This window comes from Ruminococcus sp. FMBCY1 (assembly GCF_023921805.1).
Taxonomy (GTDB): Bacteria; Bacillota; Clostridia; order Oscillospirales; family Acutalibacteraceae; genus Ruminococcoides; species Ruminococcoides intestinale_A.
Window position 1 is genome coordinate 1,229,480 of the sequence record NZ_CP074197.1, and the last position, 25,499, is coordinate 1,254,978.

The 25,499-nt window shown below is 37.2% G+C and carries 23 protein-coding genes and 8 tRNA genes; 12 read left to right on the plus strand and 19 right to left on the minus strand.

Annotated features, from left to right (window positions below):
• The first annotated feature begins 9 nt into the window (after positions 1–9).
• From KGF34_RS05930 to KGF34_RS05965, 8 genes are read left to right on the plus strand one after another with little or no spacing between them, the layout of a single operon-like run.
• The gene (locus KGF34_RS05930) at positions 10–621 is read left to right on the plus strand and encodes a hypothetical protein (protein ID WP_252558368.1); all 612 of its coding nucleotides are present in this window, start codon (positions 10–12) and stop codon (positions 619–621) included.
• Between the two features lie 16 nt (positions 622–637).
• Complete coding sequence (locus tag KGF34_RS05935) at positions 638–1,423, plus strand: A24 family peptidase (RefSeq protein WP_252558370.1); 786 nt, start codon at positions 638–640, stop codon at positions 1,421–1,423.
• 29 nt (positions 1,424–1,452) lie between these two features.
• Positions 1,453–3,159 carry a GspE/PulE family protein gene (locus KGF34_RS05940; protein WP_252558372.1) on the plus strand — a complete coding sequence of 569 codons (1,707 nt, stop codon included), beginning with the start codon at positions 1,453–1,455 and terminating at the stop codon, positions 3,157–3,159.
• A 12-nt stretch (positions 3,160–3,171) separates the two neighbouring features.
• A complete protein-coding gene (locus tag KGF34_RS05945; protein WP_252558374.1) occupies positions 3,172–4,353 on the plus strand; it encodes a PilT/PilU family type 4a pilus ATPase in 1,182 nt (393 codons plus the stop codon).
• A 5-nt stretch (positions 4,354–4,358) separates the two neighbouring features.
• The gene (locus tag KGF34_RS05950) at positions 4,359–5,600 is read left to right on the plus strand and encodes a type II secretion system F family protein (RefSeq protein ID WP_252558375.1); all 1,242 of its coding nucleotides are present in this window, start codon (positions 4,359–4,361) and stop codon (positions 5,598–5,600) included.
• A 31-nt stretch (positions 5,601–5,631) separates the two neighbouring features.
• Positions 5,632–8,226, plus strand: coding sequence for a hypothetical protein (locus KGF34_RS05955; protein WP_252558377.1), 2,595 nt, complete (start codon positions 5,632–5,634; stop codon positions 8,224–8,226).
• A complete protein-coding gene (locus KGF34_RS05960) occupies positions 8,226–8,813 on the plus strand; it encodes a type II secretion system protein (protein WP_252558378.1) in 588 nt (195 codons plus the stop codon). Before KGF34_RS05955 ends, KGF34_RS05960 begins: the two co-directional genes overlap by 1 nt.
• Before the next feature lie 11 nt (positions 8,814–8,824).
• The gene (locus KGF34_RS05965) at positions 8,825–9,568 is read left to right on the plus strand and encodes a hypothetical protein (RefSeq protein WP_252558383.1); all 744 of its coding nucleotides are present in this window, start codon (positions 8,825–8,827) and stop codon (positions 9,566–9,568) included.
• Positions 9,569–10,029: 461 nt separating this feature from the next.
• Here KGF34_RS05965 and KGF34_RS05970 read toward each other — a convergent pair whose 3' ends face one another.
• The 6 genes from KGF34_RS05970 to KGF34_RS05995 all read right to left on the minus strand — a co-directional run bounded on the left by KGF34_RS05970 (position 10,030) and on the right by KGF34_RS05995 (position 16,274).
• Positions 10,030–10,704 (minus strand): TIGR00266 family protein, encoded by a 675-nt coding sequence (locus KGF34_RS05970; RefSeq protein WP_252558384.1) that lies wholly within the window; start codon positions 10,702–10,704, stop codon positions 10,030–10,032.
• Positions 10,705–10,824: 120 nt separating this feature from the next.
• Positions 10,825–11,376 (minus strand): prolyl-tRNA synthetase associated domain-containing protein, encoded by a 552-nt coding sequence (locus tag KGF34_RS05975; protein WP_333780948.1) that lies wholly within the window; start codon positions 11,374–11,376, stop codon positions 10,825–10,827.
• A 96-nt stretch (positions 11,377–11,472) separates the two neighbouring features.
• Positions 11,473–13,659, minus strand: coding sequence for an ABC transporter permease (locus tag KGF34_RS05980; RefSeq protein WP_252558387.1), 2,187 nt, complete (start codon positions 13,657–13,659; stop codon positions 11,473–11,475).
• Positions 13,637–14,536: an ABC transporter ATP-binding protein gene (locus KGF34_RS05985; RefSeq protein WP_252560207.1), complete on the minus strand. Its 900-nt coding sequence runs from the start codon at positions 14,534–14,536 to the stop codon at positions 13,637–13,639. Before KGF34_RS05985 ends, KGF34_RS05980 begins: the two co-directional genes overlap by 23 nt.
• A complete protein-coding gene (locus tag KGF34_RS05990; RefSeq protein WP_186935263.1) occupies positions 14,529–14,906 on the minus strand; it encodes a GntR family transcriptional regulator in 378 nt (125 codons plus the stop codon). The genes KGF34_RS05985 and KGF34_RS05990 overlap by 8 nt, the downstream gene beginning before the upstream one ends.
• A 429-nt stretch (positions 14,907–15,335) precedes the next feature.
• A complete protein-coding gene (locus KGF34_RS05995; RefSeq protein WP_252558389.1) occupies positions 15,336–16,274 on the minus strand; it encodes an AEC family transporter in 939 nt (312 codons plus the stop codon).
• 165 nt (positions 16,275–16,439) lie between these two features.
• Between KGF34_RS05995 and KGF34_RS06000 the strand changes: the two genes are divergently transcribed.
• The 3 genes from KGF34_RS06000 (at position 16,440) to KGF34_RS06010 (ending at position 18,196) form a co-directional block, all read left to right on the plus strand.
• Positions 16,440–16,850, plus strand: a complete 411-nt coding sequence (locus tag KGF34_RS06000; protein ID WP_252558391.1) for a hypothetical protein — start codon at positions 16,440–16,442, stop codon at positions 16,848–16,850.
• A gap of 37 nt (positions 16,851–16,887) precedes the next feature.
• Positions 16,888–17,907, plus strand: coding sequence for an acyltransferase family protein (locus KGF34_RS06005; RefSeq protein ID WP_252558393.1), 1,020 nt, complete (start codon positions 16,888–16,890; stop codon positions 17,905–17,907).
• A 67-nt stretch (positions 17,908–17,974) separates the two neighbouring features.
• On the plus strand, positions 17,975–18,196 hold the full coding sequence (locus KGF34_RS06010) for a DUF378 domain-containing protein (RefSeq protein WP_022234185.1): 222 nt from the start codon (positions 17,975–17,977) through the stop codon (positions 18,194–18,196).
• 56 nt (positions 18,197–18,252) lie between these two features.
• Here KGF34_RS06010 and KGF34_RS06015 read toward each other — a convergent pair whose 3' ends face one another.
• Positions 18,253–19,461, minus strand: coding sequence for an acetate kinase (locus KGF34_RS06015; RefSeq protein ID WP_271229680.1), 1,209 nt, complete (start codon positions 19,459–19,461; stop codon positions 18,253–18,255).
• 181 nt (positions 19,462–19,642) lie between these two features.
• Between KGF34_RS06015 and KGF34_RS06020 the strand changes: the two genes are divergently transcribed.
• Complete coding sequence (locus KGF34_RS06020) at positions 19,643–20,776, plus strand: nucleotidyltransferase family protein (protein ID WP_252558395.1); 1,134 nt, start codon at positions 19,643–19,645, stop codon at positions 20,774–20,776.
• A 559-nt stretch (positions 20,777–21,335) separates the two neighbouring features.
• Here KGF34_RS06020 and KGF34_RS06025 read toward each other — a convergent pair.
• The 12 genes from KGF34_RS06025 to gap form a co-directional block, all read right to left on the minus strand.
• Positions 21,336–21,411, minus strand: a tRNA-Gly gene (locus tag KGF34_RS06025).
• Positions 21,412–21,416: 5 nt separating this feature from the next.
• Positions 21,417–21,492, minus strand: a tRNA-Phe gene (locus KGF34_RS06030).
• Between the two features lie 7 nt (positions 21,493–21,499).
• A tRNA-Asp gene (locus KGF34_RS06035) sits at positions 21,500–21,576 on the minus strand.
• Between the two features lie 5 nt (positions 21,577–21,581).
• Positions 21,582–21,657, minus strand: a tRNA-Val gene (locus KGF34_RS06040).
• Between the two features lie 106 nt (positions 21,658–21,763).
• Positions 21,764–21,839: transfer RNA gene (locus KGF34_RS06045), tRNA-Gly, on the minus strand.
• Between the two features lie 5 nt (positions 21,840–21,844).
• Positions 21,845–21,920, minus strand: a tRNA-Phe gene (locus KGF34_RS06050).
• 6 nt (positions 21,921–21,926) lie between these two features.
• Positions 21,927–22,003, minus strand: a tRNA-Asp gene (locus tag KGF34_RS06055).
• Between the two features lie 3 nt (positions 22,004–22,006).
• Positions 22,007–22,082 (minus strand) — tRNA-Val (locus KGF34_RS06060).
• Positions 22,083–22,228: 146 nt separating this feature from the next.
• The gene (gene hslO, locus KGF34_RS06065) at positions 22,229–23,149 is read right to left on the minus strand and encodes an Hsp33 family molecular chaperone HslO (RefSeq protein ID WP_022233852.1); all 921 of its coding nucleotides are present in this window, start codon (positions 23,147–23,149) and stop codon (positions 22,229–22,231) included.
• A gap of 12 nt (positions 23,150–23,161) precedes the next feature.
• Entirely contained in the window at positions 23,162–23,920 is a 759-nt protein-coding gene (locus KGF34_RS06070; RefSeq protein ID WP_195410728.1) for a methyltransferase domain-containing protein, read from the minus strand.
• Positions 23,917–24,219, minus strand: coding sequence for a YerC/YecD family TrpR-related protein (locus KGF34_RS06075; protein ID WP_022233850.1), 303 nt, complete (start codon positions 24,217–24,219; stop codon positions 23,917–23,919). The genes KGF34_RS06070 and KGF34_RS06075 overlap by 4 nt, the downstream gene beginning before the upstream one ends.
• 164 nt (positions 24,220–24,383) lie before the next feature.
• Entirely contained in the window at positions 24,384–25,421 is a 1,038-nt protein-coding gene (gap, locus tag KGF34_RS06080; protein WP_022233849.1) for a type I glyceraldehyde-3-phosphate dehydrogenase, read from the minus strand.
• Positions 25,422–25,499: the final 78 nt, after the last annotated feature.

Genomic DNA, 25,499 nt, shown 5'->3' on the forward strand with positions numbered 1-25,499 from the left:
GAAACAAAAATGAAAAAGACTAAAATACCGGTACCGATTATTGTGTTTGTTGCACTTCTCATAGTATTTGTAATTATTTTGCTTGCACTTGTAATGCCGACATTCACTAACCTTTCTAAGTATAATGATGACCATGCTGCTATCACAGCAAAAATTGCCGACTGCGACGATGTACTTGCAAATCAGACAAGTGTCGAAACCAAAATTGACGAAATGACAAAGCAGTATAATGAAAATCAGGAAAACCTCTATATTGACGCAAAGTCATCCGTTAAGGATTTGCAGGATATTTTTGCCGACCTCGGTATTGATATGTCATCACTTACCCGTAGTGAAGGCGTGCAGGACTCACAGGGCAGAACATCTAAGGGCGGTATTCCGCTTTACTACACAAACCTTTTATTCAGCTATACCGGCACAAAGGATAAAACTTTACAGCTTATTCATTATCTTGAGCAGGAATCAAAAGGCTGCTACTTTATTGATTCGCTTTCAATGTCAGAAATTGAAGACAGCAAAGAATATGCTACTTCATTTAATGTAACACTTTACTACTTTGACACAACAAAGCAAGCTGTAAGTAATACAGATTCTACCGATTCAACAGAACCAACTACATAATTATAAGGACTTTACTATGGCTAATTTACTTCCAATCGACTTTTCACAAATTTCAACCTATATAACTCTCGCAGTAATTTTAATACTGTCAGTTGTACTCTGTATGCTCGCATACAGGCTTATGAATGTCGTGCCTGCAAAATGGCTGTGCGACTATGATGAAGAGCCGGACGAAAGTCTTTTTGGCACAAGGTATATTTTCAAACAAAGCGGAATTTACACTTCCGCTTTGTTTGCTATATTTAACTTAGGTATCTTTGCGTTTTTCGGCTATTCTTATTACACGATTTTCTTTTTATTAATTTCGATTACAATGCTCCTCATAGCTATGAGTGACTTTAAATATACAATTATTCCCGACCAATTCACAATTGCACTTGCAGTGCTTTGTGTTGCGCTTGCAATAACCGACCTTTTCACGCAGCAAATCTTTATTAAAGAATGGTGGAGTATTCCGCTTGGTGCTGTGTGCGGCGGTGGTTCGCTTATGCTTATAAATTTATTTTCTATTGTAATTCTCAAAAAGAACGGAATGGGCTTCGGCGATGTAAAACTTATGCTTGCACTTGGTGCTTGCCTTGGTTTTCCTATGGTATTTTCAGGACTTTTAATCGCCGTATTTATAGCTTTCCTTTATATAATATTTTTGCTTATCAAAAAAACATTTTCAAAAAACGAAGTTTCAAGCTATTTCCCCTTTGGCCCGTTTCTCTGCATCGGTTCACTATGCAGTATGTTTTTAGTTAATGTTATAAACTATGGCTTAGATCTCTATTTCTCTCTCTTTAGCCTTAGTTATTAATCTTTATTCCCCTGAAAGGATGATAATATATGAAGAACTCTGTTTTTAACTTGAGTGACGATCTCGTTAAAAGCGGTATAGTAAGTTTAAAAACATTAAAGCGTATTGAAATGCTTTATATGGAAGACAATACTCTTACTCTTGAACATGCGTTGATAAAAGAAGGTGTTGTCACAGAGGAGCAGATTTATGACCTTATGGCAAAGAAAATGCATTTGCCGCTTGTTGACCTCACTTCCTACTACATATCAGACGATATAGCCCAGCTCATTCCTGAGCAGATGATGGAAGACCTCGGCGTTATGCCGCTTACCATTGAAGGCAATTATCTCTTGATTGCCATGACAAATCCGCTTGATTATAAAGCAATTTATACTCTCAACAACTATACAAAAAGAAAAATAAAAACCGCTATATGTACTCCTACACAACTTAAAATCAAACTTGACGAAATTTTCAGTGTGTCGGACAAAGAAGCGGTAATAGACGAGGCTCAGGAATTTGTACAGAGCCAGATGAAAAAATCCGAGGACACGGTATCTACCGAAGATCAGGAAGATGTCGAAGATCAGCCTATCATTAAATTTGTAAACAATATGATAGCCGAGGCTGTAAGACAGCGTGTATCCGATATTCACCTTGAGCCTCAGGAAAAGAAATTGGTAATTCGTTTCCGTGTTGACGGTAAACTTATTAAATATATGGACTCAAGCAAGGAGCTTGCTCCCTCTGTAACGAGCCGTATTAAATTTATCAGCGGTATGAACATTGCGGAAAAAAGAATTCCGCAGGACGGTAGAATTCACTATAATATCAATAATCAAAAAATTGATATGCGTGTATCTTCTCTTCCTTGTGTTTATGGCGAAAAAATCGTAATCAGAATTACAACCGCACTCGGTATGAAGCTTGATAAAAAGAACATCGGTTTTCTCCCCGAAAACCTTGAGAAATTCGACCAGCTTTTGGCATCAAGCCGTGGTATCATTCTTCTTTCGGGTGCAACAGGTTCAGGTAAGTCAACCACACTTTACGCTGCTCTTTCAGCTCTTAACACCGAAGACAAAAACATTGTAACAGTTGAAAACCCTGTCGAAATGGTTTTGCCGGGTGCTACACAGGTTAATATCAATGAAAAAGCAGGACTTACATTTGCAAGCGTTCTTCGTTCTATCCTCCGTCAGGACCCTGATATTATTATGATCGGTGAGATTCGTGACCAGGAAACCGCAGATATCGCAGCAAGAGCCGCTATCACAGGTCACCTTGTACTTTCAACAATCCATACATATAACGCAGCCAGCTCGGTTGTCCGACTTATTGATATGGGTGTTGAACCTTATATGGTATCTTCTTCTATGCTCGGCGTTATTGCCCAAAAGCTTGTAAGAAGACTTTGCCCGGAGTGTAAGCAAGCATATAATGCAACAGATGACGAGCTTAGACTTCTCGGACTCCCTATCACCAAACAGCTCACACTTTACAAACCGGGTCAGTGCCCTGCTTGTAACAACATAGGTTATAAGGGAAGAATTGCCGTTCACGAGGTTATGCCTGTTTCAAGAACTATTAAAAATGCCATTCATCTCGGTAAAACCACAGATGAAATTGACACAATAGCAAGAGAAGAGGGTATGATTTCACTTCGTGATAACCTTAAAAAGCTGTTGTATGACGGTATTATATCATTTGATACATTCATTGACACTGTATCAGAAATCTATCAGGAAGATTAAGGAGTAAGTTTTATGGAATTTGAAGAGATGGTCAGATTTGCCGTTGAAAACGGTGCGTCTGATATTCACCTTGCAAGCAATAACTTGCCTTCTTACCGTAAAAACGGTAAAATTATGAGCTACAAAGGCGCAGAGATTCTTGACGAGGACACAGTTATGAAGTATATTGACGAGGTTCTTGAGCCTGCCGATTACCTTAAGTTCTGCAACACAGGCGATATCGACTCGGCTTATCAGTTTGAAGACCTCGCACGATTCAGAGTTAATGCATTCAAGCAGCGCCACGGTGCGACGCTTGTAATGCGTGTAATCAAAATGAATCCTCCAAAACTCGGCGATTTAAATTTGCCGCAGTCTATTGCAAAAATTCTTAACCTGCAGGAAGGTCTTGTACTTGTAACAGGTCCTACCGGTAGCGGTAAGTCAACAACACTTGCAGCTCTTATCAATGAAATTAACCATCGAGAAGAACTGCACATTATCACAATTGAAGACCCTGTTGAGTATATGCACTCCCCTGCAAAATGTATTATTAACCAGAGAGAAGTCGGCGAAGACAGTGAAACTTACTCGTCAGCACTTAAATCGGCACTTCGTGAAGACCCTGATATTATCCTCATGGGTGAGATTCGTGACCTTGAGTCAATGTCAATCGCTCTTCGTGCAGCAGAAACAGGCCACCTTGTTTTTTCAACACTTCATACAGAGAGTGCCGCAAAAACAATCGACCGTCTTATAGATATGTTCCCTGTTGAAAGGCAGAAACAGGCACTCAACCAGCTTTCAACCACACTTAAGGCAGTAATTTCACAGCGTTTGCTTCCAAGATCAGACCGTCCGGGCCGTATCGGCGCATTTGAAATTATGTTCGTTAATTCTGCTATCGCTAACCTTATCCGTGAAGATAAGATTCCGCAGATTGAACAGATGATTTCTTTGAACCAGCAGACAGGTATGATTACAAGAAAGTTGAGTATCGAAAACCTCCTCAAAAGAGGACTTATTTCAAAAGAAACTGCCGACAAGTACAGTTACGATGTGGCTGATAACGCAATACTTACAGGCGGCAACAATTCTCCGCAGCCGGGCGTACCGGGAATACCACAGCAAACACCGCAGCAGTTGACCGCTCCAATGCCACAGTATTCTAATCTCCCGCAAAACAGCACAAACGCTTATCTTAACAGGAGGTAAAAATAATGGAATTTTCTTATGTAGCGGTAAACGAAAAAAACCGTAAATATCGTAACCGTATGACAGCAAACACCAAGGAAGAGGTTAAGCGAAAGCTTGAACAGCGTGGTCTTATCGCTATTTCTATTAATGAAGTAAAAAAAGGTTCGCAGGAAGATATTCCAATCTGGCAGCGTGATCTTGGCGGTTCAAAAGATGTGCATACATTAAAAATCAGTAACAAGCGACTTCTTACATTTATGCACCAGATGGCATTGATGATTCGTTCGGGTATTTCGCTTTCGGTTGCAATGGCCGTAATGTGTGACACTGAAAAAGATAAGAATATGTTGAGAATTTTACAGGAAATAACCGCAAACCTCTACAACGGTATTACTCTTTCGCAGTCGCTAAGCTCATTTAAAACTTTCCCGACTGTTTATGTAAACATTATTCAAACAGGTGAGGCAAACGGTCGACTTGATGAAGCATTTGATAAGTGCGTTAGTCTTCTCAAAAAGGAAATCACTCTTAAAAGTAAGATTAAGGGTGCAATGATTTACCCTATCTTCCTCCTCATTCTTACAATCGGACTTATCATAGTAATGAGTGTAATTGTACTTCCGTCATTTAAAGGATTGTTTGAAAGTTTTGACTCCGAACTTCCGATAATGACGCAAATTACAATGGGTATTTCAGATGTACTTATTCATTACGGCTGGCTCATTGTTCTTATTATCGTTGCAATTGTAGTTACGATCAGAATTCTTTACAAAAAGAACTATTCATTCTGTATGTGGTGGTCAACATTCCAGCTTAAAATCCCGATTATCGGCGAAGTTTTAAGACTTAACCAGCTTACAAGATTTGCAAATATGATGGCAACACTTACTTCTTCCGGTGTAAACATTCTTTACGCACTTGAACTTTCAAGAGATGTAGTAGGCAACAAATTTATGTCCGACTGTCTTAACCAGGTAATTGAAGATGTAAGAATCGGTACACCGATCAATATTTCTCTTTCAAGATATCCAAAAGCTTTCGATCCGCTCTTTGTATCAATGATAAGAGTCGGTGAGGAAAGCGGTATGCTCAGCGATTCCCTTAACAAAATGGCAGATATGTACGAAGAACAGGCAACCGACGCTACACAGCGTATGACAGATGCAATGACACCTGCAATGACAATCATTATCGCCGGTATCGTAGGTTTCGTTGTAATTTCTATCGTACAGGCAATGTTCGGTATGTATTCAGTTATTAACTAATTGTATTTCAATAATCGAAAGGAGTTTTTTTATGAAGAAATTCACTACAAAGAAGAGAAAGATTAACAGCAAAAAGGGTTTTTCTATGGTGCTTGCCATTGCCTTGGTTGCAGTTTTGTTTTTATCGACAACTACTTTCTTATCTATTGCAATGCTCCAGCAAAAAGAAACCGGTATTACAATGAACTCCCGTCAGGCATATGTATCAGCAAAAAGTGCACTTGATATAGCAGAAGAACTGTTAAACGGCGGTAAACTTTCATTACCTGATTCAGGATCACTTTACTATGTTTTTTACTATATTGAAGGAGATCCAAATGTTCATGTAGAAAAATTCAACAGCTCTGAAGATGCATTAAATTGGATTAACAATCCACCTAATGCAAGTTATACTATAATAGGTAATGCTTATATTAAAATTACTAAAAATGCAGACGGTAGTTACACTATGACTGCCGTTGGCAAAGAAAATAAATATGACTATTCAGGTGATGGAAATACAGGTGATCTTTCAACCAAATTTGATGTAAAATATAATTTAGTTGAAAAAGAAGAAATAGCTAACCTCACTATGAAGCAAAAATCAATTACTACACCGACCGGCAATAAATTTTTAATGCTTGGTGATCAAGCTTCATTTTCACTTCTTCGTTCTGTAAGAAAAACTTTAAACGAAGGAGATAACACATTTCGTACCTTACAGGACTATGATACTGACAATGACAATAAATCAATAATTTATATTCCTAAAAACGAAGCTGGCAGTACACCACTCACAACTTGCTTTCCTCTTGTATTTGATAAAGCAGTAAAAAGTACAAGTAACGGTGATAGTAGACTTAAATTTACAGCATATGATAACGGCATTTACTTTTTAGGCAATTACACCGGACCAAAAGTAAAAAGTGACTATAATTCCGAAGCAGTTGATATAAGTTTTTACACAAACTCAGACGCTTACGGTACAGCCTTAGAATGTAAATATCTTGTAATTGGCGGAAATATGGTATGTCGTCCGGCCACTGGCGAATCCGGCATTACACTTAAATACTCCGGCAGCTCTTATAATACCGATAAAGGTGTTGTAATATACTTTACTAAAGATTGTAAGCTTATGACTTATAATAATAGCAAGCAAATAACTAAAACAGTAGAGTATAAAAAAGGATATTATTATATTAACTTAGGTGACAACAATACAGCCGTTGATTTATTTTCAGAAAATACCAAAAAAAGTGCTGTAAAAATTGCTACAAACAGTGAAGAATACAAAAGGGTTAACAGTATTGATATGTATAGTTCTATGGTTGATACAAACGGCAAACTAAAGGACATACATTCAGCTTACGAAGGTAACTGGGAAAAGGGCAAAGAAAGAGTTTATATTTTGAATGACAATGGAGCTTTCAACACAGATCCAAATTCAAACAGCTACTCCAATACACCTCGAACAACATTTACTGAAGGATGGAAAGACTACTACATTTATTGTTCACCATCCGAAATGCCAACAGCTAGTGGATATTATGATATGTATTCAGGCAAAGAATTTAATTATCTTTGGTACAATATAAAACCAATGGAATTTAATGGAAATATCGATATGGCAATTCATAGTAGTAATATTACATTATCAATTGGTCCCGATGAAAAAGAAACTGTTTATTATAACAATAAAATTAAGAACAGCAACGGCAATACATACTTTCCTTATTCTTTCAATCAAACTATTCTTCCTACTAGCGATTTTGCTACTGACAGTAATACTCAAAAATTCACAGCAGAAGGTTCAAATATAATCAAACAAATAAACAGTTCAGCATCATTTAGCGTAAAACCTTATTGGAATGAAAAATCGTTTACTCTTAAAGTAGTAAATGATTTTATTGTAGAAATGTCAGATGGTACATCATATACCGTAAAAGCCGATGATTACACAGATATTCCGGAGACAGGACTTAACTTATTTTCAAATGATGCAAAAAAATACTTTGAAGATCATTCTACTTCACGAGTTGATTCTAACTCATCGAGTATTAAATGGGTGAAAGATAACGCTATTAATACTTCAGTAGACAGCAGTAACCTCGACCAAAGCAGTTCAGTTATAAATTTTAAAGCAACATGCGGCGGAACACTTAAAGACGATACATATAAGGGCAAAGCTATTTACTGTGATTTTGGTAATGGTTCTTCGGGTAAAGATGCTATTGTAACATATGGAAACAATGCAACCTTAAAAGCAGATGTTGTTTCAATCGGAGCGGATTTACTTGAAAGAAAAGACGGAAAAGGACTTAAAATTAATACTTATAGTGCACATAATGAATCGACATGTGTTGTAGACGGTAATCCTATTGACGGTTCCATGCTTCAGATTACTCGTAAAACTACTCTCAAATTTAATGATGATAATGCTAATTCTATAACTTTAAGTCCGGGTTACTATTTCTTCCCGGGTATTACAGGTGATTTTGATATTTTAAGCAAAGCTTTTTGGGAAAATTGGACTGATTCAAAACCATATTACAAAGCAGAAAAATTAGGCGATGGTACTAAAGCTTATAAAAAGGTAACTGTTACAACTAAAATGGATCCTGTTGACTTTGAAGGGAAGTATTTCTAATGAAGAAGAAGAACCTTAAATTTAAAAAATATTTAAAAAGTAAAAAAGGCTTTTCTCTTCTCGAGTTGGTATGTGCAATTATGATCATGGCAATAGCCGTTTCGGCTACTGCCACTGGTCTTAATATCAGTAATCAGTCCATTACTAAAAACAGTCTTATGGACAAAGCTTCTGCAAAAGCACAAATGTATTGCGATGTAATTATGACATATGTTGAAAAAACACCATCAAATGATCCATATGACGGTTGGGATTCATTAACTGATGCACAAAAGAATGCTAATAAACTTTTTAACACTCCGCCTAATCAAACATATACTTTTACAAGCGATATTCAAAACAATATTGATACAGATGTAAAATCTCTTGACAATACTTTTTCAGCAAAACAATATACTTCTGCAAATATCGACCATAGAGATTTTAACAAAAATGAAGTTGCTTATACAATTCAAAAAGAAGGTTCTTACACTAATTCTGATGGTATAAGTATGGTATCGTACAAAATCACTGTTTATATTGATTACGGTACAAATGGTACAACTTCATGTACCGGTATTATCACTAAATCCAAATATGTTCAATAAGGAGGATGCAAATGATTAAAAATAAATTAAAAAAACATCTCTCCAAACGCTCTATAAAGGCAAAAGCAGGTGCTACGCTTGTTGAGCTTATCGCAGTTGTATGTATTCTTGCAATAGTTTCTTCAACCTGTATCGGCGGTATGTTTGCTATGGCAGATGTAGCTAAACGAGGTCAGGATCTTTCCCTTTGCGAACGCACAAGCGATATGATTTCTAAACAACTTTCAATTTACGGTAATACCTCAAACTATGTTCAATCATATGATTCAAAACCTACTCTCGAAGCATATGACGAAAGTGCAAAACCAAGTGGTTTTATGGATGTAGATAATGGTATCGGTAATAAAAGTGATTACTTTTTATATGCAGATCCAAATACAAAATACAGATTAATTCTTGCTAAGTTTGATACTTCATCGGGCGATCCTACAGGACATAAGCTTACACCAATAGTCAGTATTGACAATGTAAAATCAATTAAATTCGACCTTAAACAACTTAATACTGATGAAAAAAAATATATTCTTCAATATACAGTAACAACAGTAGGAAGCAATGTATGGGATAAGGATACTGATAAACGAGTTGAGTACACTATTTCAAGCGGAGTAGTTTTGAATAATACAAATAATTCTTCTACTATACCTACCCCGCTGCAATATTCAACCATAACAACAAAAACTTCTTCAACTGAAGCAAATTCAACCTATATCAGAATACAAACCACAAGCAGAAGTGATCTTGATATTTACTAAAAGTTAAAAGTCTTAAACAAAAAGCTGTAAAAACAGCATATCAAAAAAGCCGAGATTCACGAAAAAGTGAGTCTCGGTGATTTTTTTCTTATATTCTTGAAATTGTATAAAAATATGAAGAATATTGAATACTTATTGTCTGTGCTTTATACTGCTTTTCTTCCATACCCGGCTGTATTTATTTGCATTGGCAGTTATCTTTGTTCCGTCAAGGTGTTATTTAGATCAATATAATGAAAAACCTCGTTAAATGTATATAACGGATCAGAAATTTCTATTATTTTTTCAATTTTAGGTGGTAATTTTAATTGATACGGTGTATAATATACCTTGTTTATATGGTTTTTCATTACAAATAAATTATATCACAAAAATGACTGCATTCCTACCTTTCGGTTAGAATGCAGTCGTTTTTTATCTGGGTTGTTTTTTACAGCTCCATAAATTATGTAGCTATTAACTTAGTTTGTTGAAATGAACGGACGAATTGCAGATGCAACTGTAGAAATTGGGTGCGACTGCAAGAACACTCTGCCCGGTCCTGTAATAACTGTATTAAACAAACCCTCTCCGCCGAGGAACATATTCTTAACACCCTTAATACGCTGGATGTCCATTTGACAAGATGCATCCATTGCAGCAAGGTTGCCTGTATCAACAACAATCTGCTGACCGGGTGCAAGGTTATACTGCTTGCAGTAGCCGTCAATCTCAACAAAAGCAGTTCCGTAACCCGATAGCTTTTGAAGTATGAATCCTTCGCCTCCAAAAAAGCCTGCACCCGCTTTTTTATTAAAATGTACAGAGAGGTCAACAGTAGCAGAACTTGCAAGGAAGCCCGATTTCTGAACGATTATAGGCATATTAGGCTGAATCTCAAAAGGAATGATTGAACCTGGGAAAGATGAAGCAAGAGTAATGAAACCCGGACCGCCCATAGCTGTGTAGCGGTTATGCATAATCGACTCACCTGTCATCATTTTGCCGAACATCTTGCCTACTCCGCCGCCTGAAGTTTCCATATTAAGGTTAGGTGACATCCATACCATTCCGCCGCCCTGTGTAATAATAGTTTCGCCGTTTTCAAGAGATACCTCCACTATCGGAAGTGAACCTCCCTCAATTTTGTATTGCATAGATAAACCTCCATAAATGTTTATTATCGGCATTATATCATATATCAAATGCAATGTAAATAAAATTTTACATATATACATCAAAAGACTTCCATTTGCAGAAGTCTTTTTTACTTATGTTTATTCACCTGTCAAATGTACAACTGTTGCCGTATGCCCTACTGCTTTTAAAAACTTATCAAAAACATCTGTTGTTTTTATTTTAAGGCTCGATGTATTCACGCATGGGTGACATCCTACATATTCACCTTTTAAAACATCTTCATCTACAAGCAAAGTGACTGCGTTTTCTTTGTCGTTCATAAGTCCCATAATGCTTACAGACCCCGGCAAAATATCAAGGTACTCTTCCATAGCCTCGGCAGACGCAAAAGAAAGTCTTGCCGAATTAATTTGACTTGAAAGTTCCTTTGTTTTAAAAGGCTTGTCCCCCGGCATCATTAAAAGATAAAATTTAGTTTTCTGCCTGTTGCACAAAAACAGATTTTTACAAATAAGTACATCAAGTACCTTGTCAATTTCATTGCACGCCTCCATAGTATCGGCATGGCCGTGATCTGTTCGCAGATACTCTATGCCAAGGCTGTCGAGCAAATCATATACTCTGACTTCCCTGTCAAGTCTTCCCTCAATATTCTGCGGTCTGCCTTTGTATAATTCCACCGCTGTCATCTCCTAACATTTTTACTACTAATATAATAATGGATTACTCTCCCTTTGTCAAAGAAAAACAGAGCGACTGCACAACACAATCGCTCTGTAATTTATTTATCTTTCATATACTGTGTCGTAATCACCATATTCAGGAACATTAAAATACTCAGAGTTTTTATTAAGTGTATAGTCAGCTTTAAGTAAGCCGTACTTTTTGAGTACCTCAATGGTATTTGTATATGACTTCGGTACAAAGTAATACTCAGAATCTGTACTGTTAGTACCGAAAATAAATTTTTTAGCTTTTTCAGGATCATAATTAGTATATTGTAATTGAATTTTGCAGACATAATCCTTAGAATACTTCTCTCTGATATATTTAAGAGAATCAAAGCTGTAAACCGAATCATCGTCATTAGAAGAATCATAATAAATATCATCATTGTAAAGAAGTGCAAACGGATCATACAAAACACCGTTAAGATAAGCAGTGTCAGCCTCAAGGTCTTTTTTAAATGCTGCGTTTATATCATTCATAATACTGTTCTTTTCAGCAATTTCTTTTGGATCTTTTTCTTTTTCATCATATGAATACTCGCCATAGTTTTCTATGGTCGACGAATATACACTGTCCTCGGAATATGTTTTGGTCAAAGCATAAACAGTCACACTGCTTACTTGGAAATCTTCGTTCAGACCGGCATTTGCCACACCCGAGTATTTCATAATATACGGCTTTGATGAAAGCACAGGTTTGGCGGCAGTGTAAATTTGTGTAAATCCATATGATCTATAACCGTAATCAACATCATATGTATCATCGGTATAATCAATCGGCTCATAATCAAATGTCGCAGCCATTTCAAGCAGATTCTTAGAATAGTATCTTGTTACGGTTCTTCCGCTGTTTAGCTTGTAGGCAACGGTAATTATCTCGTCGCTTGCATATTCTCTGAAGGTATTGTAAAGCATACTGCCCCACACACTTGAAAATTTAGCCTTAGAAGTTGTATTCGTCTTTTTCTTGGTGAGAATTTCATTGTGAACATTAATAATAGATTTAATGTCAGCTTCGTCTGTAAAATCGCCCGCACTCTTTGTGTAATATTTCGATATATTCTTGCCGACAGTGCTATACTCTGAACTAATCAAACCCGCACTCTTTACATCTTCTGATTTAGGCACATAATTATTGTAGCCTAACACATCAAGATTAATAAGAACCACACCGACAATTACCACAACAGCAAGACCTGCATAAATCGGAATAGTTCTTACAATCTGCTTTAAGCCTTTGTAGAAAATCATATGAACGATAAGGAATGTCGGCGCACTTGCAAGAATAAAACCAAAAACAAAACCGCCTACGCCATTGCCAAAAACATTTATAGCGCCGAACATAGTTCCGAGAAACATACCTGCAAGGAATGAAACTATAACTTTTATTATATGGCAAGGAATGTAATAAGCAAATGAAGTCTGGGCTCTTTCGGATCTTCTCTTCATAATCAGCAATGTACCCAAAGCAATGCAGACTATACTGAAAATTATCCAATAAATAAGATTGTTGCCAAAGTAAGCAGAAATAGGATTGAGTGCATTTGTTATAAAACTGTCAGAAAAATTACCCGTGTATGAGCCTGTAAAGAAAGCGTCGATATAAGCCCTTACAAAAACCATAGATAACGGATAGCAGGCACAAACCGCAATAAACATAATAACAGTATTAAATGTAGTACCACAGCAAGCAGACAGAAAACCGTATGCGCTTATGCAGGCAAGAGTACCCACAATAAAATTAACATACATATTTGTTACCTGCGGAAGTAAAAGCGTACCCGTACAAACAGACGCAATAGCAATAATGCCCATAAACACAAGCATAGGAATGATAGAGAACAAATAAGCTGCACCGTACTTGGCGAGGAAAAGTCTTGCTCTGCTTATAGGAAGCGAACCGTAAAAATCGACTTTACGCTTGTTGTGCATATACGAGAATATCTGCACAGTATAAATAATAGCAAAAATAAGTGTAAGAAAACCGATAATGGCAGATGAAATAACCTGAAAAACCTGCATTTTTTCGCTTAGAGATATTTTCGGTGAACTTTCAGTTGAAAACAAAGGCGAAAATGAGGTTTGATCTGCCGTAAGCACAAAAACAAGTGTAAAAATTATTACAGTAAATACCGACGCCAAAATCGTATATACCATCAACGAGCCTTTACAGCCTTTCAAATCCCATAGAATAACTGAAAAAATCTGCTTGAGCTTATCTTTAAAGGATACTGTGGATGTCATATCCTGCCGCCCCCATTTCACTAATAAATATTTCCTCCAAAGTAAGAGGTATTGCAGAAACAAAAGCAGGATTAAGTGCCTTAAGCTTTGGCATAAACTCCTCTTCCTTTCCCTTTATTGTAAGATTAAATATATTGCCGTTGCGGGTTATATTAATTGCATTAATACCCTCAAATATATTCGGCTTATACGGCAACTCCGTAAATGCCACCTGTACCTTGCGCAAACCGTGCCTTAAATCGTCAATACCACGCTCAAGCATCATATGTCCCCTATGCATAAGGCAAAGTCTGTCGCATAAATCTTCAAGCTCTCTCAAGTTATGAGAGGCAATTACAACGGTTGTATTATTGTCTGCCACCTTTTCGGCAAGCAGGCTTTTGAGCATATGTCTTACCACAGGGTCAAGACCGTCAAATATTTCGTCAAGGAATAAATATTTCGGACAGGTTGAAAGCGCCAAAATAAGCGCCGCCTGTCTTTGCATACCCTTTGACATATTAATAATAGGTGCGTTTATGTTAATCGGGAAAATCGAACAAAGTCTGTTATATTCCTGTTCGCTCCAATTCGGATAAAGTCGTCTGTAAAGGAAAGCCGTACTCTCTACCGTGCTTGTATTGTAAAAATACGGGAAGTCAGGTATAAAAAAGCATTCTCCTTTAGTTACGGGATTATCAAAATGCTGTATGCCGTCAACTTTTACAGTTCCTCCGTCAGGTGCATATACTCCCGCAAGCATACGCAAAAGTGTTGATTTACCGCTGCCGTTACTGCCTACAAGACCTACAACCGCACCGTTTGGAATATTCACGGTCATATTATCTACAGCATTAACCTTGCCGAACCTCTTGGTAAGTCCGCAAATTTCAATCATCAATGCCACCTCCGTTATAAATATTTTCAATAATTCTATTAAGCTCTGCCTTGTCAACGCTCAGTAAATTTGCTATTTTTGTGCTCTGTTTAAAATCATCGAGCGCCATGGCTCTTTCAGCACAATCCTTTGTCAGTTTATCGGATACATAACTTCCCCGTCCGACATTGGATACAATATACCCGTCATTTTCAAGCAATTTATATGCTTTTGCTACGGTATTAGGGTTAATGCCAAGCTCAGATGCAAGACTTCTTACAGGCAACAATTTATCACCCGGCTTCAATACTCCCGCTGATGCAAGACGAATTATATTGGTACAAATTTGTTCATAAATCGGTACTCTTGATGTCAAGTCAATCTGAATCATTATTCTACCTCCAATCTTATGAATTGCACTCATTGGATTTATTGTATTAATTTAAATAGTACATCTTAAATATATACTATTTAATTATTTTTGTCAATACTTTTTATCATTTTAGTAAATTTTATTTGATTGTCATTTTTTGTTCTGAATATGTAATCTATTATACAACAATATTATATGTGCAAAAAACACAGAAAAAGAAAAAAGCAAGACAAAGTCTTGCTCTTTTCTATGCTCACAAAAATTAAAAGAAAGAAATAACTATAAACTTTTTCAAAACATATAATTGAAAATTTGTTATAATTTATCTTATGGCTTTATTATAGCACATAATACTTCAAAATCAAGCATATTTTTTAATTTCATTCAAAATCAGCCATTTATATATGTTGTATAAGCTTTGTATGCGATATTTGTGCAATTTGTACATCAGAAGAAATTTAACTCTTTTAAAAAATAAATCCAGCCGAATAAAGTAAAACACGAAAGCATAGTTGTAAAAACTACGGTACCTGCTGATAATTCATAATCGCTGTCCATTTGCCTTGCCATGGTATAAGAAGACACAGCGCAGGGCGATGCAAAAATTCCGATAAGCGAAACTAAATCAATTTCCCTGAAACCAATCATAATAGCTACTGAAAGACTGATTGCAGGCACAATAATAAGTCTTGCAAAAATAACCGCAATAAGGTTTTTCTTGTATCTTTTTATGCTTGCAAATTCAAAAGATGCTCCGAGCACAATCAACGCAAGCGGTGTTGCCGCCGACGCCATATCAGAAATAACGCTCTCTGCAATTTCAGGTAATTTAATGCCGAAAGCCGCAAACAAAATACCTGCAACCGAGCCGATAATCAGCGGATTAGTAACTATGCCTTTGAGTATTTTTGTAATTTTTATACTCTCTCCCCTGAATACTTCAAGTGTTATTACAGCCAGAATATTATACATCGGAACAATAACCGTGACAAGCATAGATGTCATACCAAGTCTGCCGCTGCCAAAGATATTACCTACAATCGGCAAACCCATAAGCACAAAATTACTCCTGTAAATCGCCTGGATTAGCGCACCACGACTTTTATTTGATTTTTCAAAAATTAAAGCAAAACCAACCGACAAACCGTAAATAACCGCTACGGCAACAACCGCATACAAAAGAAGTGATGCATTAAAATCTGCCGACAAATCAAAAGCATATATATTGTTAAACATCAAGAACGGAAAGAAAACATTAAAAACGATTTTGTTAAGCACAGGCAAATGAGCCTCTTCAATCACCTTCATTTTTCGCACAGTAAAACCTATAGCAAGCATTATAAACATAGGCAGTACCGCATACAGAGCCACAAAAAAATTAGACATTCTACCATCTCCTCAAAGAAAGCATAGCATATATTTTTTATAAATACAATATAATGTTAATTACCTTTACAAATTTGTTAGGCATTATAAACATCTTTCCCATTCCATTCACTTAAATATCATTGAAAAAAGCGGTGTAATGTGTTAGAATAGTTTATAATATAAATGAAAGGTTCTGAAAACTTGAAAAAATGTGATTATTGCGCAAAAGAAATATCCTATTTTGAACAATATTGCAGTGAAGAATGTCACGGCAATGCAAATAAATATTACGAAACTACCGAAAAGTACGGTAAATTGTTCAGCATTATAAATATGATTTGCTTTTTCGGTATTCCTATCGGAATTTTTCTTTTTGCGTTTTTGCGAACTGCGGGAATGATAATTACAGTCGCAAGCTGCGATATTCTCGGCATAATGCTTATTTTACTTCCGTTTCCCACCGAAAATATGATTTCAAAGTACAAGCTGAAAAAAGCAACGAAAATTACCCGTATTATCGGACTTGCCGTAATCGGCCTCGGATTTATGTTTTTAATCTTTATGCTATTGTTCCCGATTATTTTTCCTGATTAACTTTCGTTTGAAAATTTTAATGTAAAGGAGTAAAAATTTGAATGTAAATCAAAATACAGGAAGAAACTATTGCATTTCCATACTAAGAGTATTAGGTATGCTATTTATAATACTTTGTCATATTGCAAGTTGGCTTGATATAGCTTTTTTAGAACAATTTTTTAATTATGGCGTATATATTTTTTTATTCATTTCTGGATTTCTTTATGCAAATAAAGAAATAAATAGCCCTTCTGAATGGTTTTTGACAAGAGTAAAAAAACTGTTAATTCCATTTTATTTGTTTGTTATTCCTGTTTCCATAGTGTATTTTAAAATAAATGGATTTGATGGCTTGGAAGCAATAAAATATTTATTTTGCTTGCAAGGCATTAATTTTATAACTCCTTTCATACCATTTTCTGAAATTAAACCTTTAGGAAATTTGTGGTTTGTTACAATTATTCTTATTTGCTATTTACTGACAATATTAGTTAAAAAGATTGAAAAAAAGCATAAACTCAATATAGCTGTAATAATTCTGATACTTGTTGCTGCTTGGTTTATTCCAAAAATAATGATGTGTTTTAACATACCATATATTTCACTTGAATATTTTGTTACATATTTTTTAGGATATTATATTTCTAAATTCAAAGTAAAAAATACACTGCCGATATTCATTATTTATGGCTTGTTTTTATTTTTAGCTTCTATTGGCATCAGATTAGTAGGCAAATATTGTTTTGATAATTCTATTAATAATTTTTATTTACTGATTGTTTCCGCTACTCATTTAGGATTAGCCATATCAACTTATTTCATTTGTAATTACTTGGTTAACAAATTTACAATATTTATAAAAATTGCAAAATCAAATATTTGGATAACTTTTGATAAACTGTCATATCCAATATATATTACTCACTATGCTTTTTTAAATAGTGTAACTTCAGTTGATAATTTTGGATTATCTAAACCGATTTCATTTATACTTTTTATATTAATGACTATTACAAGCGCTCTAATTATATTTTATATTGATAAAGCTATACAAAACAAAATTATCAGAACATAAAAACAACTGAATATTTATTTTAAAAGCGTCAATAATATTTTTACAATTATAATTAAGGAGGATTATTATGATTGATAAAATTGCCCTGACGCTTTTAATTATAGGCGGACTTAACTGGGGCTGTGTAGGTATTTTTCAGTTTGACCTTGTCGCCTGGATTTGCGGCGGTCAGACAGGAATTATAAGCCGAATTGTTTACATTCTCGTTGCGCTCGCCGCAATTTGGTGTATTTCACTTTTATTCAGAGATACCGACTCCGATACTGCGGTTAATAATGATTCCGTGTAACGCAAAAGGTGGCTGTCCACTACGAACAGCCACCTTATTTTTATATGTAGTTTTAATTAAAGGGCCTCTACAATTTCCTTTGTATCTCTTGCAATAACAAGTTCTTCGTTAGTAGCAATAAGCTCAACTCTGATTTTTGAGTTTGGAGTTGAAAGTGTGCCTGTAACGCCGCACTTTGCTTTCTTGTTAAATTCCTTGTCCATCTCTACACCAAGGCAAGAAATGTAATCGCAAACAGTTTCACGAAGCTGTGGCTGATTTTCGCCGATACCTGCGGTGAATACGATTGCGTCACAACCGCCGAGTGCAACATAATAAGAACCGATTGTCTTTGCAATCTGATAATAAAGCATTTCGTGAGCAAGGTGTGCTCTGTGGTTGCCATGCTCCTCAGCTGCACAAACATCACGATCATCTGAGGATATGCCGGATACACCCAAAAGACCCGATTCCTTGTTAAGAATCTTAAGCATTTCTTCGGCAGAAATGTTTTCTTTCTCTGCAATGAAAGTAATTACAGACGGATCAAGTGAACCTGAGCGTGTGCCCATCATAAAGCCGCCGAGCGGAGTAAGACCCATTGATGTATCAATTACCTTGCCGCCCTTGATAGCTGTGATTGATGAACCGTTACCGATGTGACAAGTAATGATTTTTGTATCTTCAATATTCCTGCCCATAAGTTCAGCCATTTTCTGTGATACATAACGGTGAGAAGTACCGTGGAAACCGTAACGGCGGATACCGTACTTTTCATAGTATTTATATGGAATAGCAAACATATAAGCCTTTTCCGGCATTGTCTGATGGAAAGCGGTATCAAATACTACAACCTGAGGAACATCTTTGCCGAATACCTTTGTACAAGCATTGATGCCCTGAATGTGAGCGGGGTTGTGGAGAGGAGCAAGAGGAGCAAGCTCTTCAATCTTCTTGATAACATCGTCTGTTACGAGAACCGACTTATTAAAATAGCTACCGCCCTGCACTACTCTGTGACCGATTGCGCTAACCTCTGACAAATCCTTGATTGCACCATACTGCGGATCAAGAAGTGCGTCCTTAACAGCCTCAAAAGCCTGTGTATGATTAACCATCTCTGTTTTGCGTTCAATTTTTGTGCCATCAGGAGCTTTAAAACCGATAAATGCACCCTCCTGACCGATTCTTTCACAGTTTCCTTTTGCAAGTACCTTTTCGCTGTCCATATCAATAAGCTGATATTTAAGTGATGAGCTGCCTGCGTTAATAACGAGAACCTTCATTATTATTCATCCTTTCAACTATATTAGTTGTCCTAAAGCGATTTTTGATATATAATATATCTGAGGACAATTAAAAGTCACTCTGTGAGTGTTACACTATAATGATAAAACTTTTTATAATAGTTTTCAAGTGATTTTTTTAATATCTGACAATAATTTTTTGCTTTTTCGAGGTAATGCTATGGCAATCGGCATAATTTGCGAATTTAACCCTTTTCATAACGGACATAAATATTTAATACAAAAGGCAAAAAGCCTTGTAAACGAACCTGTTGCGGTTGTAATGAGCACAAGCTTTACACAGCGTGGCGAAATCGCAATTACAGACAAATTCACAAGGGCAAAGTCTGCCCTGCTCGGCGGCGCTGACCTTGTAATAGAACTGCCTGTCGCCTATGCCGTATCAAATGCCGAAGTATTTGCAAAAAGCGGAGTTAAAATTCTCTCATCTTTCTCAAGACTCACGCATCTTGCATTCGGTTGTGAAAACAGTAATATTGAACTTTTGAAACAGACAGCCGACGCACATAAAAATACTGCCGTACAATCGCTTGTGGCAAAGGAAATGCAAAATGGTTCGTATTATCCGAAAGCAATTGAATCTGCCGTGCGTGCAATATACGGCGATAAAACAGCCAAAATTCTTGCCACACCAAACAATGTGCTTGCCGTTGAATATCTTAAAGCATTGCCGAGCAACATATCACCACTGCCAATCCGTCGTGAGGGAGTTGAACACGACAGCGAAATCACTGAAAACGGTTTTGCCTCCGCATCATATATAAGAGAACAATTAAAGCAAGGCAAAAATATTGCGGAGTTTGCTCCTTTTGAACCGACAGAGCTTGCTCTGCCCGATAATTTGGAAACCGCCTTGCTGTATAAATTGCGCTCCATGTCTGTTCATCAGCTTGCCGATTTACCCGATGTAACCGAAGGACTTGAAAACAGAATTTACACGGCAGTGCACGAATATAATTCAGTTAATGAAATATTGTTTGCCGTAAAATCAAAGCGTTACACACTTGCAAGACTACGCAGAATTTTAATATGCGCACTTTTGAATATAACAAAAGAAATTCAAAACACCGAACCGTGCTATGCAAGAGTGCTCGGCTTTACAAATGACGGTGCAAAAATCCTGAAAAGCTGTACTCTCCCTGTTATAACCTCTGTAAAAAAAGGTTTGTCACTCGGAGGCAATACAGAAAAATTACTTAAAACAGAAATTTTCGCAACAGATGTTTTTTCACTCGCTGTAAATCCGCTTAAAAAGTGCGGAGCAGACTTCACAACGCCGATAATAAAAATATAAAATCAGTTACCGCAAAATAAATATCTGCTATAACTTGCAAATATTTTATTTTGTGGTAATATATATGCATACAGTTAGTTTAGACTAACCTATGTGTTGAAAAGAGGTAATTCTATGACAAAGAAAAAATCAATTATAATGCTCTTATGAATGCTCTTATGCGGTATTTTAGGTTGCATATGTTTCGGATGCGGCGACTGTCTTTTATAAAAGGAATGATTAACTTTTCATTATATATAGAATGGCTTTCTTGTTGCTATCGCACTTTTAAAGGCTAACGCCGTTGTGTTCAAGCCGCCAAACAGCAAGCTGTTTGGCTATCGTTAGATTGCATAAGCGGAAAGTATTTGTGGGCTTTGCCCACACCCACGACCTTTGAAAAGGTCGACCAAATTTTTATAATTAATTGGCAAATCAATTTGCTAAACAATAATTTATTATTGTTATGCCAACATTCAGGACAGAACCTTTATTTACCCCATAATGCGTAAGCATTACTTTTTTGCATACTTAATTTTCAAAAAGTAAAAGCACCTGTCTGCTGACAAGTGCTTTCTTTTGGAGCGGATGACGGGGCTCGAACCCGCTACCTCCACCTTGGCAAGGTGGCGCTCTACCAGATGAGCTACATCCGCATTTTTGGTGCCTCCGGACGGAATCGAACCATCGACACGGGGATTTTCAGTCCCCTGCTCTACCGACTGAGCTACAGAGGCAAAAAATTGGCGACCCGGAACGGGTTCGAACCGTCGACCTCTAGCGTGACAGGCTAGCGTTCTAACCAACTGAACTACCGGGCCAAATGTGGTGGGAACAATAGGACTCGAACCTATGACCCTCTGCTTGTAAGGCAGATGCTCTCCCAGCTGAGCTATGCTCCCATTTGGTAATTGTTGCCTTTGTTTCGGTCTGTAAAGACTCAAAAATACATATTAAATTATCAAGTTGTTGAGAATAAAAAAGCACTTGACTTACAAGTGTTTTTATTGGAGCGGATGACGGGGCTCGAACCCGCTACCTCCACCTTGGCAAGGTGGCGCTCTACCAGATGAGCTACATCCGCATTTTTGGTGCCTCCGGACGGAATCGAACCATCGACACGGGGATTTTCAGTCCCCTGCTCTACCGACTGAGCTACAGAGGCAAAATTTGGCGACCCGGAACGGGTTCGAACCGTCGACCTCTAGCGTGACAGGCTAGCGTTCTAACCAACTGAACTACCGGGCCAAATGGTGGGAACAATAGGACTCGAACCTATGACCCTCTGCTTGTAAGGCAGATGCTCTCCCAGCTGAGCTATGCTCCCATTGCCTTTGTCGCTTCGCTTTCGTTTGTCGTATCTCTTAGCGACAGGTATTATAATACACCATATCGGCTCAAATGTCAACACTTTTTTGAATTTTTTTCAAAAAAACTTTACAAAAGCAAAGCAACACGATATTTTACGACAATTTACTCTTTTGACTTTTTGTCTTTGGAAGTGTTATCCTTGGAATTTTTCTCTTTAATAATCTTCTCAAGGTCTTCTTTATTAAAGATATACTTCTTGTTACAGAAATGACAATTAGCCACTACTCTGCCGTTTTCATCAGGCATTGCACGAATTTCATCGTCGCTCATTGTACAGAAAAGTCTTTCGAGTTTTTCTCTTGAACAAGTGCAAACATACTTTACAGGGTACTCGTCAAGCACTTCTACCTCAAAGCCTGCAAGAGCGGTTTTGCATATATCAAGAATACTCATTCCCTTTGCAAGCATAGTTGTAACAGGCTCGAGAGTTTCGAGATTCTTTTCAAGTTTTTCAATTGTATCTTCAAAAGCACCCGGCAAAAGCTGAATAAGCAATCCGCCTGCGAGCATCACTTCGCCGTCCTCCTTATTAATAAGAACGCCAAGCGCACATACTGTGGGAATCTGCTCACTTGTTGCAAAATAATTGGTAATATCCTCGGCAATCTCTCCGCTTACAAGCTCAACCTGACCGATATACGGGTCGCCTGAACCGTAATCACGCATTACATTAAGCACACCGTTTTTACCTACTGCTTTTGAAACATTGATTTTGCCGTTGTTATAGTATTCGGTAGGGCAATTTGCGTTTCCTACATATCCACGAACATTACCCTTACTGTCCGCAACCGCTATTACGGGGCCGAGTTCTCCGTCACCCGATACTCTAAGGTTAATTGATGCGTCTTTCTGCTTGAGCATTGCACCCATCATAGAAGTCGCACACAAAAGTCTGCCGAGTGCCGCAGTAGCGCTTCTTGAAAGTCCGTGAATTTTCTGTGCCTTAAAAACAATATCGGACGCATCAATAGCCGATGCCATTACTGCGCCGTCCGATGTTATACATCTTATAATTTTATCCATATTATTCTCCCGTTAACATTCCTTATTGATTGGATTTTTCATTCTTGCCACAAAAACAAGCCTTTGTTCGTCGGCTTTCGGTTCGTCAAAACTCATATCTCCATATACAGCCTCAAGTTCAAAACCCGCATTTACAAGCATTTCCGTCAGTTTTTCTCTTGAATATCCACGTTCCGAAAAGCTCTCGCTTGTTCTATAATAAATGCCGTTTTCTTCTTCAAAAAAGTCAAGGTCAATATCCGTCACGCAGTTTTCCCGTAAAGTATTCTGCCACACGCAAAATACCTTATCGGTTTCGTACACAAAGGTATTATTCGCAAGCACCTGTTCGTGTTTATAAACGGTATTGACATCAAATACAAACAAACCGTCTTTATCCATAAAGAAAGCTACACGCTCAAAAGCCTTTGTCACATCTTCTTCTTTTGTAATGTGATTTATGCTGTCCAGCGTACAAATACAAGTATCTATAGTGCCGTAAAGGTTAAGATTCTGCATTTTCTGCTTTAAATATAAAATATTAAGCCCTTTTTCGCTCGACTTTTGCATTGCCTCGCTAAGCATTTCCGCACTTGCGTCAATTCCGTAAACATCTATCCCCTTAAGTGCCAACTCCGTAGTAAGACTGCCCGTACCGCAGGCAAGGTCAAGTGTAATGCCAAATTCGTGATTATGCCTTTTCATAAGCTCACAAATGTAGTCGCTTCGCTCTTTGTAGCCGACATTTTGCATTAATACATCATAATAATCGGCAAAAATATTGTAACTCATTTGTTTTCCTCTTTGGCGATTTTATCGAGTACAAGTGTGTAACCGTAGGTATCGTTATCAAAAAGAGCACGCTTTACACGACTGATTGTTGCGGTTGACGCACCCGTTTCTTTTACAATTTCAGAATAAACCTTTTTTTCTGTAAGCATTTTTGCTACAACAAGTCTTTGTGACATAGCCTTAAGTTCAGGACTTGTGCATAAATCTTCAAAAAAGCGATAACACTCCTCTTCGTTTTCAAGAGAAAGAATTGCTTTAAAAAGAAAATCAGTATCACTGTTTTTTAACTTAGAGTTCATAATTTCCGTTCTCCTTTGCAAAACATTGCAAATATTTTTATACACTAAAATTTTAACATACAAAAGTATAAAAGTAAATATCAACAGAAAAATTTTTATAAAAACAAAAAGCTGCCTCAAAAGAGACAGCTTAAAGTTTATACCTGATAAATTATAGGTTAAGATTAGCCTAATTCAGCAAAGTACTTAATTGTTCTAACCATCTGGCTTGTGTATGAGTTCTCGTTGTCATACCAAGAAACAACCTGTACCTCATAGAGATCGTCAGCAATCTTTGATACCATTGTCTGTGTAGCATCGAAGAGTGAACCGAATCTCATACCGATTACGTCTGAAGAAACGATTGGATCTTCGTTGTAACCGAATGACTCAGAAGCAGCAGCCTTCATAGCAGCGTTAATGCCCTCAACTGTTACATCCTTACCCTTAACAACAGCTGTAAGAATTGTTGTTGAACCTGTTGGAACAGGAACACGCTGTGCAGAACCGATGAGCTTACCGTTGAGCTCAGGAATAACAAGACCGATAGCCTTAGCAGCGCCTGTTGAGTTAGGAACGATGTTAGCAGCACCTGCTCTTGCTCTTCTGAGGTCACCCTTTCTGTGAGGACCGTCGAGGATCATCTGATCGCCTGTGTAAGCGTGGATTGTTGACATGATACCGCTCTGGATCTCAGCATACTTGTTAAGTGTGTTAGCCATAGGAGCGAGGCAGTTTGTTGTACATGAAGCAGCAGAAATGATTGTATCATCAGCTGTAAGTGTACCCTCGTTTACGCTGTAAACGATTGTCTTAAGATCGTTGCCTGCAGGAGCAGAAATAACAACCTTCTTAGCGCCGGCATCAATGTGAGCCTGGCTCTTTGCCTTTGATGTGTAGAAACCTGTGCACTCAAGAACTACGTCTACGCCGATCTCGCCCCATGGGAGTTCAGCAGCGTTAGCCTTAGCATAGATTGTAAGAGTCTTGCCGTCAACTGTGATTGTGTTGTTCTCGTCATCAGCCTCTACTGTGTGAAGGTTCTCACCGATTTTACCGCAGTAACCGCCCTGTGCTGTATCATACTTGAGAAGATCTGCGAGCATTGATGGTTTTGTAAGGTCGTTGATAGCAACTACCTCATAGCCCTCTGCACCAAACATCTGTCTGAATGCAAGACGACCGATACGGCCGAAACCGTTAATTGCAACTTTTACTGACATTTTAAATTCCTCCTAATTTATAAGGTAGTTTAATTATATTACATTTTTTGCTGTTATTCAAGTGTTTGATAAAATTTT

Bases quoted from the DNA above. Each gene is read 5' to 3' on its own strand.
- KGF34_RS05930 (WP_252558368.1), top strand. From the start codon at position 10: ATGAAAAAGACTAAAATACCGGTACCGATTATTGTGTTTGTTGCACTT.
- KGF34_RS05935 (WP_252558370.1), top strand. From the start codon at position 638: ATGGCTAATTTACTTCCAATCGACTTTTCACAAATTTCAACCTATATA.
- KGF34_RS05940 (WP_252558372.1), top strand. From the start codon at position 1,453: ATGAAGAACTCTGTTTTTAACTTGAGTGACGATCTCGTTAAAAGCGGT.
- KGF34_RS05945 (WP_252558374.1), top strand. From the start codon at position 3,172: ATGGAATTTGAAGAGATGGTCAGATTTGCCGTTGAAAACGGTGCGTCT.
- KGF34_RS05950 (WP_252558375.1), top strand. From the start codon at position 4,359: ATGGAATTTTCTTATGTAGCGGTAAACGAAAAAAACCGTAAATATCGT.
- KGF34_RS05955 (WP_252558377.1), top strand. From the start codon at position 5,632: ATGAAGAAATTCACTACAAAGAAGAGAAAGATTAACAGCAAAAAGGGT.
- KGF34_RS05960 (WP_252558378.1), top strand. From the start codon at position 8,226: ATGAAGAAGAAGAACCTTAAATTTAAAAAATATTTAAAAAGTAAAAAA.
- KGF34_RS05965 (WP_252558383.1), top strand. From the start codon at position 8,825: ATGATTAAAAATAAATTAAAAAAACATCTCTCCAAACGCTCTATAAAG.
- KGF34_RS05970 (WP_252558384.1), bottom strand. From the start codon at position 10,704: ATGCAATACAAAATTGAGGGAGGTTCACTTCCGATAGTGGAGGTATCT.
- KGF34_RS05975 (WP_333780948.1), bottom strand. From the start codon at position 11,376: ATGACAGCGGTGGAATTATACAAAGGCAGACCGCAGAATATTGAGGGA.
- KGF34_RS05980 (WP_252558387.1), bottom strand. From the start codon at position 13,659: ATGACATCCACAGTATCCTTTAAAGATAAGCTCAAGCAGATTTTTTCA.
- KGF34_RS05985 (WP_252560207.1), bottom strand. From the start codon at position 14,536: ATGATTGAAATTTGCGGACTTACCAAGAGGTTCGGCAAGGTTAATGCT.
- KGF34_RS05990 (WP_186935263.1), bottom strand. From the start codon at position 14,906: ATGATTCAGATTGACTTGACATCAAGAGTACCGATTTATGAACAAATT.
- KGF34_RS05995 (WP_252558389.1), bottom strand. From the start codon at position 16,274: ATGTCTAATTTTTTTGTGGCTCTGTATGCGGTACTGCCTATGTTTATA.
- KGF34_RS06000 (WP_252558391.1), top strand. From the start codon at position 16,440: ATGAAAGGTTCTGAAAACTTGAAAAAATGTGATTATTGCGCAAAAGAA.
- KGF34_RS06010 (WP_022234185.1), top strand. From the start codon at position 17,975: ATGATTGATAAAATTGCCCTGACGCTTTTAATTATAGGCGGACTTAAC.
- KGF34_RS06015 (WP_271229680.1), bottom strand. From the start codon at position 19,461: ATGAAGGTTCTCGTTATTAACGCAGGCAGCTCATCACTTAAATATCAG.
- KGF34_RS06020 (WP_252558395.1), top strand. From the start codon at position 19,643: ATGGCAATCGGCATAATTTGCGAATTTAACCCTTTTCATAACGGACAT.
- hslO (WP_022233852.1), bottom strand. From the start codon at position 23,149: ATGGATAAAATTATAAGATGTATAACATCGGACGGCGCAGTAATGGCA.
- KGF34_RS06070 (WP_195410728.1), bottom strand. From the start codon at position 23,920: ATGAGTTACAATATTTTTGCCGATTATTATGATGTATTAATGCAAAAT.
- KGF34_RS06075 (WP_022233850.1), bottom strand. From the start codon at position 24,219: ATGAACTCTAAGTTAAAAAACAGTGATACTGATTTTCTTTTTAAAGCA.
- gap (WP_022233849.1), bottom strand. From the start codon at position 25,421: ATGTCAGTAAAAGTTGCAATTAACGGTTTCGGCCGTATCGGTCGTCTT.